Here is an 18,770-nt window from a genome sequence, read left to right on the forward strand (position 1 = left end):
TTCGGTTCATGTGGATTGTCGGGAGCGCATTATCCGCCTTTCTTGTTGGAGCGGGCATCGGCGCAACGGCGTTGGAATTCGGTAGAGAACGGGTCGATTTCTCCGAAGCGTTCCGGGGCAAACAAAGTCGGGGGTACAAACGGGGCATGGCCACAGATCATTTCCGCCGCCAGACGCCCCATGCCTCCTCCGGCTGCTACGCCACCACCACAGCACCCTGCCACAGCGAAAAGACCGTTGTACGCTTTCACAGGACCTACGATGAACATGGCATCGGGCACGTAGCAGGAAGGTCCGGCCATGTAGTGGGCTATGGGCAGGTCGTCGATGTCGTGCAGATAGCGTTTCAGCAGGGGAGCACATTCGTCGAGCACCGTCCATTCTGCCGAGCGGTTGAAGTCGAAATCCTCCAGTTTGTCTGTCTGCGTGGAGGGGTCGAAAGCTTGGCAATGGCTTTCACGCAGTCCGATAATCAAGGCACCTACGTCTGAACGGGTGAAAGCGCGGGCATCGGCAATCACGGTGAAGGGATGTCCGGCAGGGAATCGTTTCCGGTCGATGTCCGTAATCCAGAAGTGGCTGCGCACCGGTGTGAAAGGCAGTCCTACGTGCAGCGGACGCATCAGCAGGTTGGCCCAGGCACCGGCGGCGTTCACCGCAATAGGTGCCTGAAGCCGTTCGCCGTTTATTAGTTCTACGCCGCATACCTGTCCGTTTTCCGCGACAATGCTTTTCACTTTGCAGTTGGGGCGTAGGGTTACTCCCAGCTTTGCGGCTGCTTTGGCATAGCCAGAGCAGAGCAGTGCCGAGTCTATGAAGGCATCGGTGGGCATATACAGCGCCACGTCTATGGCATCGGTGTCTATCCACGGCAACAGTTGCCCGGTTTGTTCCCGGCTGATGCGTTCATTGGGTATGCCGAAGCGTGTGGCAGCTTCTTCCAACGCTTCCACTCCCTTCAGCGAAGCTTCCGATGAGGCTATGGTGATGCTGCCGCATTGTTGGAGTTCGAGCGATTCACCCAGCAGTTCTTCTATCTCTCCGATGCAGTCATACGTTTCCTGCACCATCTCCATCAGGGCAGGTTTGGTACGTGCTCTTGTCAGCAGGCAGGCTGCCCGCGACGAAGCTTGCGAGGCTATCTCGTTTCCGTCCAGCAGCAAGATGTGTCCGGCTTGGCGTTTGGCCAGCTGGTAGGCAGTGGCACAGCCCAGCAGTCCTCCTCCGATAATGATTATGTCAAAGTCAGTTTTCATTCTTATATTTTATATTGCGTTATAGTTCACGTTCAGGTAGATATCGTCCGTGTCTGTTGCCTTTCTCTTAGCCTTGAACGTGCGGGCGTATTTTTTGTATATCAACACGGTGGTTACGCTGAACAGCAGGGTACATATCGCTCCCACTGCAAAGGCGATGTGGTTGAACAAGGCAAACCATTCGATGTCGATGTTGAGCATTTCTTTGGTAGAGAGCAGGGTGACAGTGCCTAGGTAGCCGATGAAATCTATCATGGCGATGAAGAATCCGACGTTTCCTTTGATGCGGAAGCAGGCAATGAATCGGTCGAAAAAGATTGTCTGGAAGGTGAGGTAGGCAATGTAAAGTGAAAGACTCTGGACGAACAGCCAGGCTACCGGTTCGAGGTGGAGTGTGTCGTAGTGGTAAGACACGTATGTCATGGTGGCACAGCCGGTCACTACCAAACACATCAGGCAAATCAACGCCTTGATGTTGCTGCGGCAGAAAGTGAACAGGGCGAAGATGCCGAGGATAATCAGCGTGACGATGGTGTCAACGCGGGCAAACATCCACGAAGACTGGCCGCTCATGTCGAGTATGTTCACCAAGAAGTCTTCTTTGATGTCGCGCAGCATCAGCAGCATGAAGTTGCCTACAAACAGCAGCGAGAGTATCGGTGCATATTTCCGGAACAAAGCCTTTCGTCCCTTTCCGTCGAGCGTCACGCGTTCATTGCGCAGGGCGATGTCTTCCGCAGTGGGTGGGGGCAGGCATTTCATCAGATAGCCCATGAACACCAGCAGCGGCAGGGCGATACCGCCGATGACGGCAGGCATCCAGAATTGGTCGATGTGCAGGTCGTTCATGGCAAACAGCCCGAAGCTTTTGGCAAGGCCCGAACTGAACACCATGCTTACGCCCAGCAGGCTGGCCAGGATGTCCGTCACTTTCCGTCCCTCGATAAAGCTGAATATCACACCCCACATGCACCCCAGCGAAAGTCCGTTGAGAAACATGGCTGCCACGTTCCACGGGGCGGGCAACAATCCGAAACCGATAAGGGCGGCTTCTGCCAGCACGGCCGAACCGACGAAGAAACGGAAACGGTTCTCCTTTTTCAGTTCCGAAATGATTTTGATGCCGAAGAATTTGGCAATGACGTAACCTAAAATCTGGATAGTGGTGACTGCAACTTTATAGTCGCTTCCCAAGAAAGTGAGCCCCTCAAATGAGGCGGCGGTGTAAGGTTTGCGCAACGCGTAGACCAGTGAGTAGGACAGCAAGGCCGCCCCGCCTGCCCAAAGTATCAGCAGGATGTCTGAAATCTGTTTGTTTTTTGCAGTGGATGGTTTCATATCTTTGTAATCGCTTGTTGCCGTGATGAATAAGCGCTGCAAAGGTAGAGGATGACCCTGTATGAAAAAATTAATTTTGGGCCGTTTTTTGTGCTGTTTTATAATGTCATGTTAATATAAAAATAATGTCACAGGATTGCAATATCTGAAACGTCTCTGTAACTACCGAAGGGGTTTGATTCTGATTTGTCGAAGGGAAAAGGAGTTGGTCTTTATCTCTGCGTGGCAAATTGTGTTTCTCTGCCAAGCCTTTTGCAGGAAGTTGCCAAGCGATTGGCAGCCAACTGCTAAGCGATTGGGAGCATGCCCGTTGGATATACGGAGTAATAGATTAAAAGTCAATAGACTAACTTCGCCGTTTATCCGACGGAAAGTTTAAGAGCCTGTTTCTTTTATCGGCACCTTACCTGTATCCGTTATTCTTTTTCCGTTGAAAGAGGGATAAAGAAAACGCGGGATTTCGAAGTAAACAAACTTCGGAATCCCGCGCATTTTTATGTTTCGCGAAAAGTTACTTGGCGATAATCTCAAAGATTTCCACCGTTCCGTTCAGCTGAATCTTGGCGGCGTTCTCCGGCACTTCCAACTGCTCGAAGGGAGTGCTGAGAATGGCGCCTCCTACTTTCTGGCCGTTTTTGTCGAGCATTGTCACCGATACTCCGTTGGCTGTAGGCTGGCCCATCAGCAGTGTGTAGCTCTTGGTGCCGGGCACTACCTCAAAAGACAGCGTGCCTTCGTTGGTGTAGGTCGTAGCCAGACGCTTGTCGAAAGCATAGAGGGCTTTCTGTGCATCGGCAGCTTCGATGGCAAAACCGATATTGTCCAGACGCAGCGGGTTGACATCGAAAGTGCGCACGGCGGCATAATTCTGCTTTTTCGAATCCAGTCGGTACAGGCGCACGTAGCGTGCTTGTACGGGTTCGCCTTTCCAGTTGATGATGTATTGTTTCTGCATGTCGTCCATCAGCGTCGTCCAGTTCTGTCCGTCAGCCGAGTATTGCAGAGCCACATGGTCGAAGTAGTCTACATCGTCCACCGAGTTGCGTCCTTGCAGGATGTTGATTTCCTTCACGTCCATCACACTGCCCAAGTCTACGCCAATCCAGTCGTTCTTTTTCTGGCTTATTCCAGAGGTATAGAACGTGGTAGAGTCGTTGTCGAACATCAGTTTGGTGAGCGTGGTGCCGGCATTCCTGAACGAGCCGACTCCCTTATACATCTGCGGTTTATAGCCAACCATCTTGATGAGAAATCCTTCGCCCATATCATCCATGATGTTGTCATAGAACGGTTGCAGCTTCATCGTGCCCGATTTATGTGCCTCGTAGGCGGCACGTCCTTCCGGCGTCATGAGGTTCTGCACATACTGGTTCCAGAATTTGGCATCGTCCTTGCCTTCGCGGTAGATGCGGCCCAGTTCGATGGCACGTTTGCCACGTGTACCCAGTTTGTTGAACTCATCCAGCCACGGCTTCAGTTCTTTCAGCAGTTCTGCGTTGGCACATCCTTGTTCGATGGCAGCAGGTGCTTTCTCTACGCGGTCGAACTCATTCCATAGTTCTTGTGCCTCAGCATCGTTCCAGTCGCTCAGCTTGAAAGTAGTGGTTTCCCACGATTCGTCACGGCGGTAACCCGTCTCCGTGTCTCCGGAGTGGATGGCAAAAGTACGGTAAGCCTCTTTAGCTTTCGGCATCAGGTTCTCCATGCCGCGCTCCCAGTTGTCCATTGGGTTGTAGGCTTTGATGTTCCAGGCATAATCAGCCACGCCATAGAGGGCGAGTTTCGAAGCTTCTCCATATTCCATCGGGTTGCTGACCAGGCCGCAGAGATCTTTTTCAGTCAGCGAGGTGTCCAGTCCGTAAGTAGGTCCTTGCAATACATACTGGCGTGCGTAGTCCGTTACCGGATAGTTCCACCAGTAATATCCCGGTCGTTTGATGCGGCTGTTCAGCCAGTCCATGGTTTCTTTGGTGAGGTCGCTGCATACCACATCGCCCGTATAGAAAATCTTGATGGAGGGGTCCAGTGTACGGCCGAAGATAGCCAGACTGCCTCGCTCCGTGGGGTTCGCCCAGAGTCGTGAGTAATCTGTGGGACACATGGTGAGCGATTCCACATCCCCCTTGGCTTCCACAAATTCCTTGGTCAGGCGGTTCAGCAGTTCGGTTTGTTTCACCGGGTTGGTGCCTTCACCTTCGATGTCGTCGAAGAAGATGGCGAAAGAGCGTACCCCCAAGTCGTACATCAGGTTGAACTTATGCACTAAGTTGTTATAGTCTTCTTCGTTCCATTTGATGTCCTTTCCCGGATGTATAGCCCACACGAAGTCTACGTAATTGCGTTTGCAAGCCTCGATAAGCTCGCTGATTTGTTGGGCTTCGTCCTCCGGATAAGGCAAGCGCCAGTTCGGGCTGCTGTGGTAGGGGTCGTCTTTCGGTCCGTACAGATACGTATTCATTTTGTTCTTACCCCAGAAGTCGATGAGCGACAAGCGTACCTGGTGCGACCAGGGCGTGCCATAGAATCCTTCCACTACGCCTCGGTTGGGCAGGTCGGGCCAGTCGGTAATCTTCAGCACGGGCAATCCTTTTTTCTCTGTACCGTCCGGGTTCAGCATCAGTTGGCGTAAGGTTTGTATGCCATAGAAAGCTCCCCGTTCATCATAACCCGTGATATTGATTTGGTCCGCGTCGATGGTCAGGGTGTAAGCACCAGACACAGGTTTTACTCCGTTTTTTTCAGCCTTCTTGGCATTGATGTCGATGGTCAGTTTGATACCGTCCTTGGCGGTTTTCAAGAACTCCAGTGCGTGGGCAAACTTCCCTTTCTTGTCTTTCACGTTGAAGCCTCTCTGGAAAGAAACCAGCATGTCTTTCTGCGTGATGTCCATTACTTGCGGGGTCGGATTGATGACGATTCCCTTGTGGTCAATCTTCTTACCTGGGATAGCAGTGACATACTGTTTCTCCGATCGTTGCGAAGAGAGATCGAAACCAGTATCCTGTGCTGCCAGGTTGCCGCATACCAACATGGTAGTCAGGCAGGCGGCGAGTGATTTTGTACACTTCATAGTCCTTTTTGATTTTAAGTATATTATTTATTATATTGTGTCCAATCTGTATGGCGCATATCTCCGCTTTGAGCCAATTCGGCATGCATGCCCAGGGCGGCTTGTATGGAGTGCGGAGTCTGTGCCTTGCCATCTGTCAGTTTCAGGTAATCCCACAACAGTTGTTTGTAATCCGGGTGTGCGCAGTTCTCGATGATAGCTTGTGCGCGTTCCTTCGGGCTTTTGCCGCGCAGGTCGGCCACACCTTGCTCGGTAACGATGACGTTGACATCATGTTCCGTATGGTCATGGTGTGATACCATAGGCACGATAGCGCTGATGCGTCCTTCTTTGGCCACCGACGGGCAGGTGAAGATGGAGATATAGGCATTGCGTGTGAAGTCGCCACTGCCGCCGATACCGTTCATCATCTTCGTGCCTCCGATGTGCGTGGAGTTCACGTTGCCGTAGAGGTCTGCTTCGATAGCTGTGTTGATGGAGATGATGCCCAGTCGGCGCACTACTTCGGGGCTGTTGGATATTTCCGACGGGCGCAGCACCAGTTTATCGCGGAAGAAGTCCATATCGTCGTAGATGCCTTGCAGGCAATCGTTGGTTACAGTCAGCGAGCAGGCGCTTCCGAACTTGATACGTCCTTCGCGGATGAGTCCTATCACGGAGTTCTGTATCACTTCGGTGTACATCTCGAAGGGCGGGATGGTCTTTTCGTGGCCCAGTGCGCTCAATACGGCGTTGGCAATGTTTCCCACGCCCGACTGCAAGGGAAGGAACGTCGGAGGGATGATGCCCCGTTTCATGTCGGCTACCAGAAAATCGGCCACGTTCTGCCCGATCTTGTCAGTCAGCGGGTCGGCTGCCGCAAATGAGCGTGCCTCATCGGGCCAGTTAGTTTCCACTACGCCTGCAATTTTCTTCGGGTCTACCTGAATATAGGTGGTTCCTATGCGGTCGCTGGGCTTATAAATAGGTATTTCGCGTCGTGCGGGCGGGTCCAGCGGTTCATAGACATCGTGCAGACCCATGGCCGCCTTGCTGTGTGCGGCGTTCAGCTCTACGATGATTTTGTCTGCCATCCGGCACACGGTAGGAGCTATACCTCCCGCCGCAGTCAGATATATTTTGCCGTCATCGGTCACTTCGCAAGCCTCGATGATAGCTATGTCTATCTTTCCCATAAAGCCATAGCGCAGTTCCTGTGCCATTTGTGAGAGGTGGATGTCATTATAGGCAATTTCGCCGTTGTTTACGGCTATGCGGAAATCCTTGTTCGTGGTATAAGGCGCCCGATAGCGGATAGCCTTGGCCCGCGACAGGATACCGTCGCATGAGTCGCCCGTCGATGCTCCGGTGAAGATACCCACCTGGAAAGGCCGTCCGGCGGCATGTTCCGCTTCAGCGATGTGGGCCAGTTCGGCTGTGACCGCCTTGGCTGTACCTGCGGGCGTGAATCCGCTTAAACCTATGTTATAGCCATGTTTGATGAGGCTTGCAGCTTCTGCTGCCGAAATGTAGTTGAGTGCCATGGTTGTTGTAAAGTATAGTTATATTTATTGTAATGTCAGTTGTTGCGATGTCAGTATTTTCTCGATAGGATTTCTCCCCAGATGATGGCCCGGCGTGCTTCTTCGACCGACTGGATGCGGAAATCCTCGTCTCCGGCTTTTTCTTGCAGAGAAGGTGCCTTGTCAGACTTTTCGGGTTGCCTTGTCCTTGTGGTGCGTTGTCCTTCGGGGTTCAGCATGGGGCGCGGTCTGGGAGCCGGTTTCGGTTCGGGAGCCGGTCCCTGGGGTATATAGCCGCCATAGGTATGGTCTTCCTTCTCAGGGTGGGGCAGCGGAGAGGCTTCGTCGGGCAGGGGTACAGCAGGTTGTTGCGGCGCTTTTTTCTGCGCTTCTTTCCGGACTTGCCGTATGAATGCCACCACCAATACGGCTGCCACCAGCAGGAACTTCAAAACGTCTTCCATAAGGTCGGGATATGATTTATCGCCCAAAGTTAAGAATATTATCCGGATAAACTAAGAGATGCAAAGTAAAATTTGAGTATTTGCCTCAGGAAAAGAGGTAAAAAGAGGGAAGACAAGTTGGGCGGGCAGATGGCAGGGGCTGCATTCGCATAAAAAAAGGGCAGCTTCACAGCTCCCCTTAATCTTTTTAACCTAAACCTTAACTATGAAAAAATCTAATGTTTCTTTCGGGGGACAAATGTCCGAAATAATTTGCTTTATACCAAATTAACGAAAGAATAATATTTTACTGTTAACATAATTTAAAGTATTGCTCGCGTAAAAGGCTTTTTTGCCTGGATTAATGATACATAGCTAATGTTGAACAACAACGGATGTCATAGAACTTTAAGCGTTTTTTGAGGATTCCGTCTCTTCATTGCCTGCAAACCCGTATCTTTGCAAGCGGATTTTATAACGAACTGTTTATGGAAAAAGAACTGACGGGAACGGACTTTAAATCCGTAACCGACGGTGGCAACAAGAAGTTGTACATCGAGACTTACGGCTGCCAGATGAACGTGGCCGACAGCGAGGTGATTGCCTCAGTGATGAAAATGGCAGGCTACGACACGGCCCAGAGTGTAGACGAGGCGGATGCCGTCTTTCTGAACACCTGCTCCGTGCGCGACAATGCCGAGCAGAAAATACTGAACCGCCTGGAGGCGTTGCGTGCCTTGCGGAAAAAACACCCCGGACTCATCGTAGGTGTGGTGGGCTGCATGGCCGAGCGTGTGAAGGACGAACTGATTGAGCATCACGGTGTAAACCTGGTGGCGGGACCGGATGCCTATCTGTCGTTGCCCGACCTGATGGCCGCCGCCGAGGCAGGAGAACGTGCCATCAACGTGGAGCTGTCTGCCACGGAAACCTACCGCGATGTGGTGCCCCTGCATCCGGGTGCCAACCGGGTGTCGGGTTTCGTATCTATCATGCGCGGCTGCAACAATTTCTGCACTTATTGCATCGTGCCTTATACCCGCGGGCGGGAGCGTAGCCGCGATGTGGAAAGCATTTTGCGCGAGGCACGCGATTTGCAGGAGAAAGGCTTCCATGAAGTCACCCTGCTGGGACAAAACGTCAACTCCTACCGTTTCGCCCATCCGGACGGTACGGTGGTAACCTTTCCCGAACTGTTGCGCACCGTGGCGCGTGCCGTACCTGCGATGCGTGTGCGCTTCACCACTTCCCACCCCAAGGATATGAGCGACGAGACGCTGCACGTCATTGCCGATGAGCCCAACGTGTGCCGTCACATCCACTTGCCGGTGCAGAGCGGGAGCAGCCGCATTTTGAAGCTGATGAACCGCAAGTACGATCGCGAGTGGTATCTGGAGCGTGTGGCAGCCATCCGCCGCATCATCCCCGACTGCGGCTTGAGCACGGACATATTCTGTGGTTTCCCCGGCGAGACGGAAGAAGACCACCGCTTGTCGCTGTCGCTGATGGAAGAATGCCGCTACGATTCGGCTTTTATGTTCAAATATTCCGAGCGTCCCGGCACATACGCTTCCAAACACCTGCCCGACGATGTGCCCGAGGAGGTGAAAATCCGTCGCCTGAACGAAATCATAGCCTTGCAGAACCGTCTTTCTGCCGAAGCCAACGCCCGCCAGGTAGGCCACACCTTCGAAGTGCTGGTAGAGGGCGTTTCCAAGCGCAGCCGCGAGCAGCTGTTCGGCCGCACGGAGCAGAACCGGGTGGTGGTGTTCGACCGTGGCGGGCATCGTATCGGCGACCGTGTCTTAGTGAAGATAACGGAAAGCAGTTCGGCGACGCTGAAGGGCGTGGAAGTGGACAAGGCCGATTGAATGAATTTACAGCCTTCCGTTTGAGAAGCGGGCGCTCATCTTCGTCTGAAGTATGAGTCCGGCAAGTGCCCTCACGCTCTCCGGTTGGTGTCCAAGTGCTGATGCAGATATTATGGCCGTGAAGGATAGTGCTTTCGCATATCTTTCACGGCTTTATTGTGTCTGTTATTTTCTTCTTATATAGATGCTTCCTGCTTCAAAGCGCTAAGGCGTCTGCTTCCAAGCGCTAAGGCGTTGGCTTCTTAGGTATAAGAAAGAACCTGTGTCTATCTGTTGTATCCGTGGCATGATAAAAAGAGTTTCCCCGGTTAAATCTCCTTAACAAACTCCCGATTATTCGCATTTTATTTATTACTTTGCGCCAAATTTGGGTATCTTGCGGCTTTACGCCTCGGGCGGAGGCCGCAACATGTTTTTTCTGAGCCGATACGTTGGATGAATAAAGTCACTATAAAAGCCTGTCCGCTGTGCGGAGGCACGCAATTGGAGCACACTTTGACGTGTGTGGACCACTATGCTTCGGGCGAGGCATTCCACCTGTGCCGTTGCAGCGCGTGCGGCTTCCTCTTCACGCAGGATTTTCCCGCGGAAGCGGAGATAGGACGCTATTACGAAACCCCTGACTACATTTCACATTCGGATACCCGCAAGGGACTGGTCAACACGCTCTACCATTGGGTGCGTACTGTCATGCTGGGCCGCAAGGCGCGGCTGGTGATGAACGAGGCACACCGGCGGAGGGGACGCCTGCTGGACATCGGAACGGGCACGGGCTATTTTGCCCATGCCATGGACGAGCGGGGCTGGCGGGTGGATGCCATCGAGAAGAATGCGCAGGCACGGGCGTTCGCCAAGGAACATTTCGGCCTGGAGGTGCTGCCCGACGATGCGTGGGCTTCCTTGCAGGAGGGGGCGTATGACGTCATCACGCTTTGGCATGTAATGGAGCACCTCGAACATCTGAACGATACGTGGGAACGACTTTACCGCCTCTTGTCGCCCAAAGGCGTGCTCATTGTGGCAGTGCCCAACTGCTCGTCGTTTGATGCGCACAAATATGGAGGCCAGTGGGCGGCTTACGACGTGCCGCGCCACTTGTGGCACTTCACGCCGGGCACCATGCAGCAGTTTGGTGCCAAACACGGTTTTATTCTGGCAGAGCGGCATCCCATGCCGTTTGATGCGTTTTACGTGTCGATGCTGACCGAGAAATACATGCACCACAATCTGCCTTTCGTGCGCGGCTTGCTGACGGGTACACTGGCATGGTTCAGCGCCCTGGTGCGCAAAGACCGCAGCAGTTCGCTGATTTATGTGTTCAGAAAAAAACAGAGCCGTTGAGCGGAGATGCGTATGAAGAAGAAAGAACAAGGACACAGCACGGTTTCACTGTTTGACATGCAGTTTGTGACGGCTACCATCAGCACGACGCTGGTGTTGCTGCTGCTGGGCATGGTGTTGTTTTTTGTGTTGACAGCCCATAATCTTTCGGTCTACGTGCGCGAGAACATCAGTTTCTCGTTAGTGCTGGACGATGGAGTGACAGACCGCGAAGTGCTGCGTCTGCAACGCGCTTTGCAGCAAGAGCCTTTTGTGAAAGAGGTGGAATATATCTCGAAAGAGCGTGCCTTGCAGGATTATGTCGCCGCTACGGGTACCGACCCGCAGGAGTTTGTGGGATATAATCCGTTGGGCGCTTCTTTAGAAATCAGGTTGCATTCTGCCTATGCCAATTCGGACAGCATTGCCTGGATTGAAGAACGCATCGGGCAGGACAAACAGGTGAAGGAAGTGCTTTACCAGCAAGAACTGATAGATGCGGTGAATAAGAATATCGGACGCATCAGCCTTATTCTGTTGGGACTGGCGGCTTTGCTGCTGCTTATCTCGTTTGCGCTGATAAGCAATACCATCAGGCTGACTATTTACTCCAAACGGTTCCTCATACACACCATGAAGCTGGTGGGAGCCTCGTGGAGTTTTATCCGCAGGCCTTTCTTGCGGCGTAACTTCTGGGTAGGAGTCATGTCGGCCGTCATTGCCGACGGGATGCTGTGGGGAGCGGCCGGCTGGCTGGTGACGTATGAACCGGGACTGGTGCAGGTGGTGACTTCGGAAGTCATGGCGCTGGTTTCTGCAGCGGTGTTGGTGGCAGGGGTGCTCATCACTTGCCTGTGTGCGCTGCTGTCTATCAACAAATACCTGCGCATGAAAGAAGGAGCACTGTATCTGGTATGACTGAGAAGAAACAGAGATTAATATGATAAGATTGGCAGTTCATAATTTAAAGAACCATGGATAGAGGAAAATTTGCTTTCGACAAGACCAACTTCATCCTGCTGGCTGCAGGTATGGTAGTAGTAATTATAGGTTTCGTATTGATGACCGGTCCGTCATCTACTCCAACTCACTTCGAGCCGGATATCTTCAGTGTGCGCCGCATCAAGGTGGCTCCTCTGATTTGCCTGCTGGGCTTTGTGTCCATCATTTATGCAGTGGTGCGCCGTCCACGTGGCGACAAATGAGGGCTGGGGGAGATGTTTTTCCTGACATATATTAAAAAAGAGCAATAAGAAGAAAAATGGGAGATTTAACAACTTGGGAAGCGATTATCATCGCTATTGTAGAGGGGCTGACAGAGTTCCTGCCAGTGTCGTCGACGGGACACATGATTATCACGCAAAACGTTTTGGGTGTGGAAAGTACAGAATTTGTCAAGGCGTTTACATTCATCATACAGTTTGGTGCCATCCTGTCGGTGGTGGTGCTTTATTGGAAGCGTTTCTTCCGGTTGAACCATACACCTGCTCCTGAGGGAGCTTCTTCGCTGGCACGTTTTCTTCATAAGTATGATTTTTACTGGAAGCTGTTTGTGGCCTTCATTCCGGCTGCCGTGCTGGGATTGTTGTGCAGCGATTTCATCGACGCCATGCTGGAGAGTGTCACGGTAGTGGCCGTCATGCTTATCATAGGCGGTGTGTTCATGCTGTTCTGCGACAAGATATTCAATAAAGGCAGCGAACAGACCGAACTGACGGAGAAGCGTGCCTTCTGGATAGGAATGTTCCAGTGCATTTCCATGATACCGGGCGTGTCGCGTTCGATGGCTACCATTGTGGGCGGTATGGCACAGAAACTGACCCGCAAGGCTGCTGCCGAGTTCTCGTTTTTCCTGGCAGTGCCTACGATGTTTGCCGCCATGGTCTATAAGATGTTCAAGCTCTTTCGTGACGGAGGCATGGACATTATCGTAAACAATTTGCCTGCTCTGTTTGTTGGAAATGTAGTGGCGTTTGTGGTGGCGTTGCTGGCTATTAAGTTCTTCATCAGCTTTGTCACGAAGTACGGTTTCAAAGCCTTTGGCTGGTATCGCATCATTGTGGGAGTGGCTATCCTGGCCCTGCTGCTGACAGGTCATACATTGGAAATGGCGTGATGATGATGGACTTCAAGGAAGGCGAAGTATTGTGTTTCGACAAGCCGTTGGGTTGGACATCGTTCAAGGTGGTGGGGCATGTGCGCTATCACCTGTGCAGACATTTGGGAGTGAAGAAACTGAAGGTGGGTCACGCCGGTACGCTCGACCCGTTGGCTACGGGAGTGATGATAGTCTGCACCGGCAAGGCAACCAAACGTATCGAGGAGTTTCAGTATCATACGAAAGAATACGTGGCTACGTTGCGTCTGGGAGCTACCACTCCCAGCTATGACCTGGAGCACGAGGTGGATGCTACTTATCCCACGGAGCATATCACGCGGCAACTGGTGGAAGAAACCCTGCAGAAGTTTACAGGGGAAATCTGGCAGACGCCGCCCGCTTTTTCGGCATGTATGGTCAATGGGGAGCGGGCATACGACCTGGCACGCCGGGGTGAGGAAGTGAACCTGCGTCCTAAGCTGCTGGTGATTGATGAAATAGAGTTGTTGGACTGTCGGCTCGATGTGCCTGAAATCACTATCCGCGTAGTGTGCAGCAAAGGAACTTATATCCGTGCGCTGGCCCGCGACATAGGGGAAGCTTTGCATAGTGGTGCCCATCTGACCGCTTTACGCCGTACCCGTGTGGGAGAGGTCCGTGTGGAAGACTGTCTGAATCCGCTGACGTTTAAGGATTGGGTGGACAGGCTGGAAGAAATGCCCGTAGAAAGTGGAGATGTGTAAGGAGAAGTACAGAAACATAGCCGAACAGAATGAAAGAAGAGGCAACAGGTATATGAAAAAGACTTTATTTACGTTTTTGGCAGCTGCTTTTTCCTTGAGCCTGGCTGCTCAGGAAAAATTTGGGTTATCCCATGGCCCGTATTTGCAGGAAGTGACCACGGATAAGGCGACCGTGGTATTCCAGACTTCCGGGAAAGCTTTTTCGTGGGTGGAAGTAAAACCGCACGGGGCGCCGGAGGAGGAGTGTGTGCGATATTATGCATCGGATCACGGGTTGAAGATGGCTTATAACACATTCAACTCCATTCGCCTGAAGAAATTGGAGCCGGCTAAAGCCTACGATTACCGCATCCTTTCGAAAGAGATGCGCAGTTTTCAGCCTTATAAGGTGGTGTTCGGCGACAGCATAGCCACGCCGTGGCATACCTTTTCTACGATTGACCCGGAAGGTAAGGGGGCCTCGATATTCATAACCAGCGATATGCACGGCGATGCCGCCAAGTTGGACACCCTGCTGCATTGGGCTGACTACAAGACCTGCCATGCTTTCTTTTATGCAGGCGACATGATGAATTACATGGACCGTCCCGAATTGCCTTTCACTTCCTTTATCGACATCAGCGTGAAACGTTTTGCTTCTTCCATTCCTTTTGAAGTGGTACGTGGAAACCATGAGACGCGGGGCAACCTGGCACGTGAGTTCTCCCGTTATTTCCCGAAGGAGGATGGAAAGATTTATGGTGCCTATCGCTTGGGAGATATCATGGTTGTCATGCTGGACAGCGGGGAAGACAAAGCCGATTCGCATCCGGTATATGCCGGCTTGACCGACTTTGATGCTTACCGCACGGAGCAGGCTGCCTGGCTTGAAGAGTTGGTGCAGACAAAGGAATATAAGACGGCGCGTTACCGCATTGTCATTTCCCATTTCCCGATGGTGATGCCTTCGGACAACCAGAAAGAAGGTGTGTGGAAAGGATGGGAGGATGCCATCCGGAAGTTTCTGCCTGTCCTGAACAGAGCCGGTGTGGATTTGCTGGTTTCCGGTCACACTCACCGTTATGCTTACTATGAGGCCGGTACGGAGGGGAATAACTTTCCTGTACTGATACAAGGTGCCTACAGTGCTGCCCGGTTGGATGTGAAAGACGGAAAGATACAGGTCAAGGTCATTGATACTGCCGGGCAGGTTCTGAAAGAAGCAGTCCTGGACACAGATAAAAGATAATATAACCATTGTAAATCACTCATTATATGAAACTGTCGCAATTTAAGTTCAAACTTCCCGAAGAGAAAATCGCCCTGCATCCTGCCAAGTACAGGGATGAGTCGCGCCTGATGGTGCTTCATCGCAAGACAGGTGAGATAGAGCATCGTGTTTTTAAGGATATTCTGGATTATTTCGACGACCAGGATGTGTTTATCTTCAACGATACGAAGGTGTTCCCTGCCCGTTTATATGGCAACAAGGAGAAGACAGGAGCGCGCATTGAAGTTTTCTTGTTGCGTGAGCTGAACGAGGAACTGCGTTTGTGGGATGTGCTGGTGGATCCTGCCCGTAAGATTCGCATTGGCAATAAGCTGTATTTTGGTGAAGACGATTCAATGGTGGCCGAGGTAATAGACAATACCACCTCGCGCGGACGTACCTTGCGTTTCTTATACGACGGTCCGCACGATGAATTCAAGAAAGCGCTTTATGCTTTGGGGGAAACACCCTTGCCCCACAGCATCATCAACCGTCCGGTGGAGCCGGAAGATGCCGAGCGTTTCCAGTCTATCTTTGCCTGCAACGAGGGGGCTGTTACGGCTCCTACGGCCAATCTGCACTTCAGCCGTGAACTGATGAAGCGCATGGAGATTAAAGGCATTAATTTTGCTTTTGTCACGTTGCACGCCGGTTTGGGCAATTTCCGCGAGATTGATGTAGAAGATCTGACGAAGCACAAGACCGATTCCGAACAGATGTTTGTGACCAGTGAGGCCGTGGAGATTGTAAACCGCGCCAAGGATTTGCACAAGCAGGTATGTGCGGTAGGCACAACCGTGATGCGCGCCATCGAAAGTACGGTCAGCACCGACGGACACCTGAAGCCTTATGAAGGTTGGACCAACAAGTTTATCTTCCCGCCTTATGATTTCACCGTGGCCAATGCAATGGTGGCCAACTTCCAGATGCCGCTTTCTACCTTGCTGATGATTATAGCTGCTTTTGGTGGTTACGAGCAGGTGATGAATGCTTACGATGTGGCTTTGAAGGAAGACTACCGTTTCGGTACGTATGGTGATGCCATGCTGATAACGGACAAATAATCTGCTTTTTGCCAAAGACAAACTTATGGAGGGTGAAGAAGAAAATAGCCGGAAGGTTCAATCTGCATCAGGAGAAGAAAAGACTGTGGCAGCTCCGTCTTCCGGACGGGTTTCTTCTTCATCCTTCCTATATTACCTGGGTTTAGGGACTAATCTGGGCGACCGGGAAGCCCATTTGCATACGGCAGTCTGCCACCTGGCAGAACGGGTAGGGGAGGTTGCCGCTCTTTCTGGCTTTTATTCCACCGAGCCGTGGGGATTTGTTTCCAATCATGTTTTTCTGAATGCTGTGGTATGTATCCGTACTCTGTTAGCGCCCTTGGACGTGCTGGCGTGCACGCAAGCGATAGAGCGTGACATGGGTCGGGTACATAAATCAGCGAATGGCGTATATGCCGACCGTGTGATAGATATTGACCTGTTGCTCTGCTTCGACGGGCAGGGGAAGCCGGTATGTCTGCATACGCCTCTTCTGACTTTGCCTCATCCATTGATGCATCTGCGCGATTTTGTCATGGAGCCTTTGGCGGAGATTGCGCCGGAGGTGGCGCAGGCTGTTCGTACTTCTTTTTTATCTTTGTAATACGAAACCGAATTTAGGCTGTTTTTGAGCTTTGTAGCAAAAATCTTTGAGCCGGAGGGCAAAGCCTTTCCCGGCAGGTCCTGCTATCTTTGCACCATAATCCTGCAACAGTTTGATGATGAACGTATGGAGACATGCTCCGGCAGATAATCACTGACTGACAACAAACGATTAACTGATAGCATTATGGAAGATATTTTTAAGAAAGACCTGTCGGGAGCCCTGGTATCGCCCGACGAACCCGGTTACGAACAGTTGATTGCCTCCATCTTCGACACCATGAAGCTGGCTTATGAACTGAACAGCGGCTACCATACGCCCGATGAAGTGCGCAACTATTTGTCGCGCATTACCAGACAGGAGATTGACCCTTCCGTGACCTTGCTGCCACCTTTTTACGTAGACTTTGGCAAAAACATCCGTATGGGCAAGCGTTGCTGGATTCAGCAGGGTTGCACGTTTTTCGACCGTGGGGGCATCACGCTGGGCAACGATGTGCTCATCGCCCCGAAAGTGAACCTCATCACCATCAACCACGACCCCAATCCGGATAACCGCAGTGCAACGTATGGGCGTCCCATCGTTATTGAAGACAAGGCATGGATTGGCATCAACTCCACCATATTGCCCGGTGTGCGGATTGGCTACGGGGCCATCGTGGGAGCCAACAGTGTGGTGACGCACGACGTTCCTCCCTTGACCGTGGTAGGAGGCAATCCGGCAAGAGTCATTAAGACGATTGAAACCCAAGACAAGGAGTAATGGTAATTTCCCGGGCATTTGCCTGTGTTGGCATACTTTCTCATGGGCAAATTCCCGAGGTATTGGCAGCCGCTTGGTTATATATGGGCGTCTTCCTTACAAGGTATAAGAACCAACTGACTGTATATCAGCAGGTGTTCCCCTTCGGGGAGCCACCGGCGGCAACCCATCGTTCAACCTCCTTGAGGTTGCCGAGTGTGCGAGTCAAGAAAGGGTCAGACGTGCGAGGTTCAACCTCTATGAGATTGTCAGCGCAGGCAAAAATGTGGCGATATGCACCATTCTAACCCGCGCAAAGTATAGCGCCGTATTCATATTAGCGCCGTAACCCTTCATTTTAGCGGCGTAACTCTCTATTTTAGCGGCGTAATCCTTCATATTAGCGACGTAACCTTGTATTTGAGGGGAACTTTCAGTTTTTTATCAGTCATTGATGCCGGAATTTTGTGTTTCACCTCGGGTAATCTGTGTCGGCAGATGTTTCATCTTCCCTCTCCATGTTCTTCTCAGAAAAATGCTTTCACGCCTTCACCAGGTTTCAACCTATTATTAATAAGCGCCTTACTGTGAAACATAGGACCTTCACGCATCTTTCACACACCGTTCACGCATCATGATTTGCCTCCTATGGGGGGGAAGCCTCTCTTTAAGCGATAAGGACTTTACTTCTACGGACTGGTCACGTTGCTTTCAAACTATAAGGAAGAAATTACTGAGAGTCCATCAACCCGTCTCATCTGTGTTTCAATGAATCCGGTGAAAGACGTGTGAAAGATGTGTGAAGGTTTTATGTTTCACAATATCTTATTTATCTACAGCGGTTTAAACGAGGGTGAAAGCGTGAAGGATGTTTGAAGAAGAAATAACAGGTAGCGGTTTGCTTTCACAGAAAAGTCCGGAATCATGTCATTTCCCGTTTATAAAAAATGGAAGGTTTTAATTTGTCAAACTGCTGTATAATAGTATATTGCTGTGAAACATGCCGATTTTTCATTTATATTTTTTGCCTGAATGCACGGTTGGACGCATCTGAGGTTACGGATTGTTATTTCACCTTAACTGCGTGTACGAAAAACGAGAATATAAGTATAAATGTGCAAACTTAAATGCTACTAAACACAGAAACACAGAGGCACAGAGTCCGTGGGTGCACCGCACACGGGAGAGAAATAAATTCTGTGCCTCTGTGTCTCTGTGTTTAAAGTCATTTCATTTTGACGCATCCCCGCGCTGTCACCCCGAGGGGGCTCACGATACACGGCGCGAGACCCATGCCCGTTGTATCGTTACCGCAATCGCGACCACTGCGCCCACAATGAGCGAAACTACCACGGCATCCATCCTTTCCTTGTTCCATAAAAAGGCTTCTAACAGCCACGTCACCACGAAACAGACGAGGAAGGCGCATAAAAAAGTAAAGAAATGCTGTTTCATAATCATATATTTTTGTTTTTAACTTTACCGCAAAGTT

General features: G+C 51.3%; 16 protein-coding genes. 10 read left to right on the forward strand and 6 right to left on the reverse strand.

Annotation, left to right across the window (positions count from 1 at the left end):
- Window positions 1-29: 29 nt before the first annotated feature.
- From B5F34_RS08615 to B5F34_RS08635, 5 genes are all read right to left on the reverse strand, one after another.
- The gene (locus tag B5F34_RS08615; RefSeq protein ID WP_087337405.1) at window positions 30-1,256 is read right to left on the reverse strand and encodes an FAD-dependent oxidoreductase; all 1,227 of its coding nucleotides are present in this window, start codon (window positions 1,254-1,256) and stop codon (window positions 30-32) included.
- A gap of 9 nt (window positions 1,257-1,265) precedes the next feature.
- Window positions 1,266-2,594, reverse strand: a complete 1,329-nt coding sequence (locus B5F34_RS08620) for a DUF5690 family protein (protein WP_087337408.1) — start codon at window positions 2,592-2,594, stop codon at window positions 1,266-1,268.
- 511 nt (window positions 2,595-3,105) lie between these two features.
- The gene (locus B5F34_RS08625) at window positions 3,106-5,664 is read right to left on the reverse strand and encodes a beta-N-acetylglucosaminidase domain-containing protein (RefSeq protein ID WP_087337411.1); all 2,559 of its coding nucleotides are present in this window, start codon (window positions 5,662-5,664) and stop codon (window positions 3,106-3,108) included.
- A gap of 23 nt (window positions 5,665-5,687) precedes the next feature.
- On the reverse strand, window positions 5,688-7,187 hold the full coding sequence (locus tag B5F34_RS08630) for an acetyl-CoA hydrolase/transferase family protein (protein ID WP_087337414.1): 1,500 nt from the start codon (window positions 7,185-7,187) through the stop codon (window positions 5,688-5,690).
- A 50-nt stretch (window positions 7,188-7,237) separates the two neighbouring features.
- Window positions 7,238-7,630, reverse strand: a complete 393-nt coding sequence (locus B5F34_RS08635; protein WP_087337418.1) for a hypothetical protein — start codon at window positions 7,628-7,630, stop codon at window positions 7,238-7,240.
- A gap of 467 nt (window positions 7,631-8,097) precedes the next feature.
- On the opposite strand from B5F34_RS08635, the gene miaB reads away from it, so the two are divergent.
- The 10 genes from miaB to B5F34_RS08685 all read left to right on the forward strand — a co-directional run bounded on the left by miaB (window position 8,098) and on the right by B5F34_RS08685 (window position 17,299).
- Window positions 8,098-9,480, forward strand: a complete 1,383-nt coding sequence (gene miaB, locus B5F34_RS08640) for a tRNA (N6-isopentenyl adenosine(37)-C2)-methylthiotransferase MiaB (protein WP_087337561.1) — start codon at window positions 8,098-8,100, stop codon at window positions 9,478-9,480.
- 435 nt (window positions 9,481-9,915) lie between these two features.
- Entirely contained in the window at window positions 9,916-10,821 is a 906-nt protein-coding gene (locus B5F34_RS08645) for a class I SAM-dependent methyltransferase (protein ID WP_087337420.1), read from the forward strand.
- A 12-nt stretch (window positions 10,822-10,833) separates the two neighbouring features.
- Window positions 10,834-11,718, forward strand: coding sequence for a permease-like cell division protein FtsX (locus B5F34_RS08650; protein WP_087337564.1), 885 nt, complete (start codon window positions 10,834-10,836; stop codon window positions 11,716-11,718).
- Between the two features lie 56 nt (window positions 11,719-11,774).
- Entirely contained in the window at window positions 11,775-12,005 is a 231-nt protein-coding gene (locus B5F34_RS08655; RefSeq protein ID WP_087337423.1) for a DUF3098 domain-containing protein, read from the forward strand.
- 56 nt (window positions 12,006-12,061) lie between these two features.
- Entirely contained in the window at window positions 12,062-12,916 is an 855-nt protein-coding gene (locus tag B5F34_RS08660; protein WP_007844255.1) for an undecaprenyl-diphosphate phosphatase, read from the forward strand.
- Between the two features lie 2 nt (window positions 12,917-12,918).
- The gene (gene truB / locus B5F34_RS08665; RefSeq protein WP_087337567.1) at window positions 12,919-13,641 is read left to right on the forward strand and encodes a tRNA pseudouridine(55) synthase TruB; all 723 of its coding nucleotides are present in this window, start codon (window positions 12,919-12,921) and stop codon (window positions 13,639-13,641) included.
- Between the two features lie 52 nt (window positions 13,642-13,693).
- Window positions 13,694-14,869 (forward strand): metallophosphoesterase, encoded by a 1,176-nt coding sequence (locus B5F34_RS08670; RefSeq protein ID WP_087337570.1) that lies wholly within the window; start codon window positions 13,694-13,696, stop codon window positions 14,867-14,869.
- 26 nt (window positions 14,870-14,895) lie between these two features.
- Entirely contained in the window at window positions 14,896-15,954 is a 1,059-nt protein-coding gene (gene queA, locus B5F34_RS08675) for a tRNA preQ1(34) S-adenosylmethionine ribosyltransferase-isomerase QueA (RefSeq protein WP_087337426.1), read from the forward strand.
- 25 nt (window positions 15,955-15,979) lie between these two features.
- A complete protein-coding gene (gene folK, locus B5F34_RS08680) occupies window positions 15,980-16,537 on the forward strand; it encodes a 2-amino-4-hydroxy-6-hydroxymethyldihydropteridine diphosphokinase (RefSeq protein WP_087337429.1) in 558 nt (185 codons plus the stop codon).
- A 186-nt stretch (window positions 16,538-16,723) separates the two neighbouring features.
- The gene (locus B5F34_RS08685) at window positions 16,724-17,299 is read left to right on the forward strand and encodes a DapH/DapD/GlmU-related protein (RefSeq protein WP_087337433.1); all 576 of its coding nucleotides are present in this window, start codon (window positions 16,724-16,726) and stop codon (window positions 17,297-17,299) included.
- A gap of 1,248 nt (window positions 17,300-18,547) precedes the next feature.
- Here B5F34_RS08685 and B5F34_RS08690 read toward each other — a convergent pair.
- Window positions 18,548-18,733, reverse strand: coding sequence for a hypothetical protein (locus B5F34_RS08690; protein WP_140392987.1), 186 nt, complete (start codon window positions 18,731-18,733; stop codon window positions 18,548-18,550).
- Window positions 18,734-18,770: the final 37 nt, after the last annotated feature.

It is taken from the genome of Mediterranea sp. An20 (assembly GCF_002160055.1).
Lineage (GTDB): Bacteria > Bacteroidota > Bacteroidia > Bacteroidales > Bacteroidaceae > Bacteroides > Bacteroides avicola.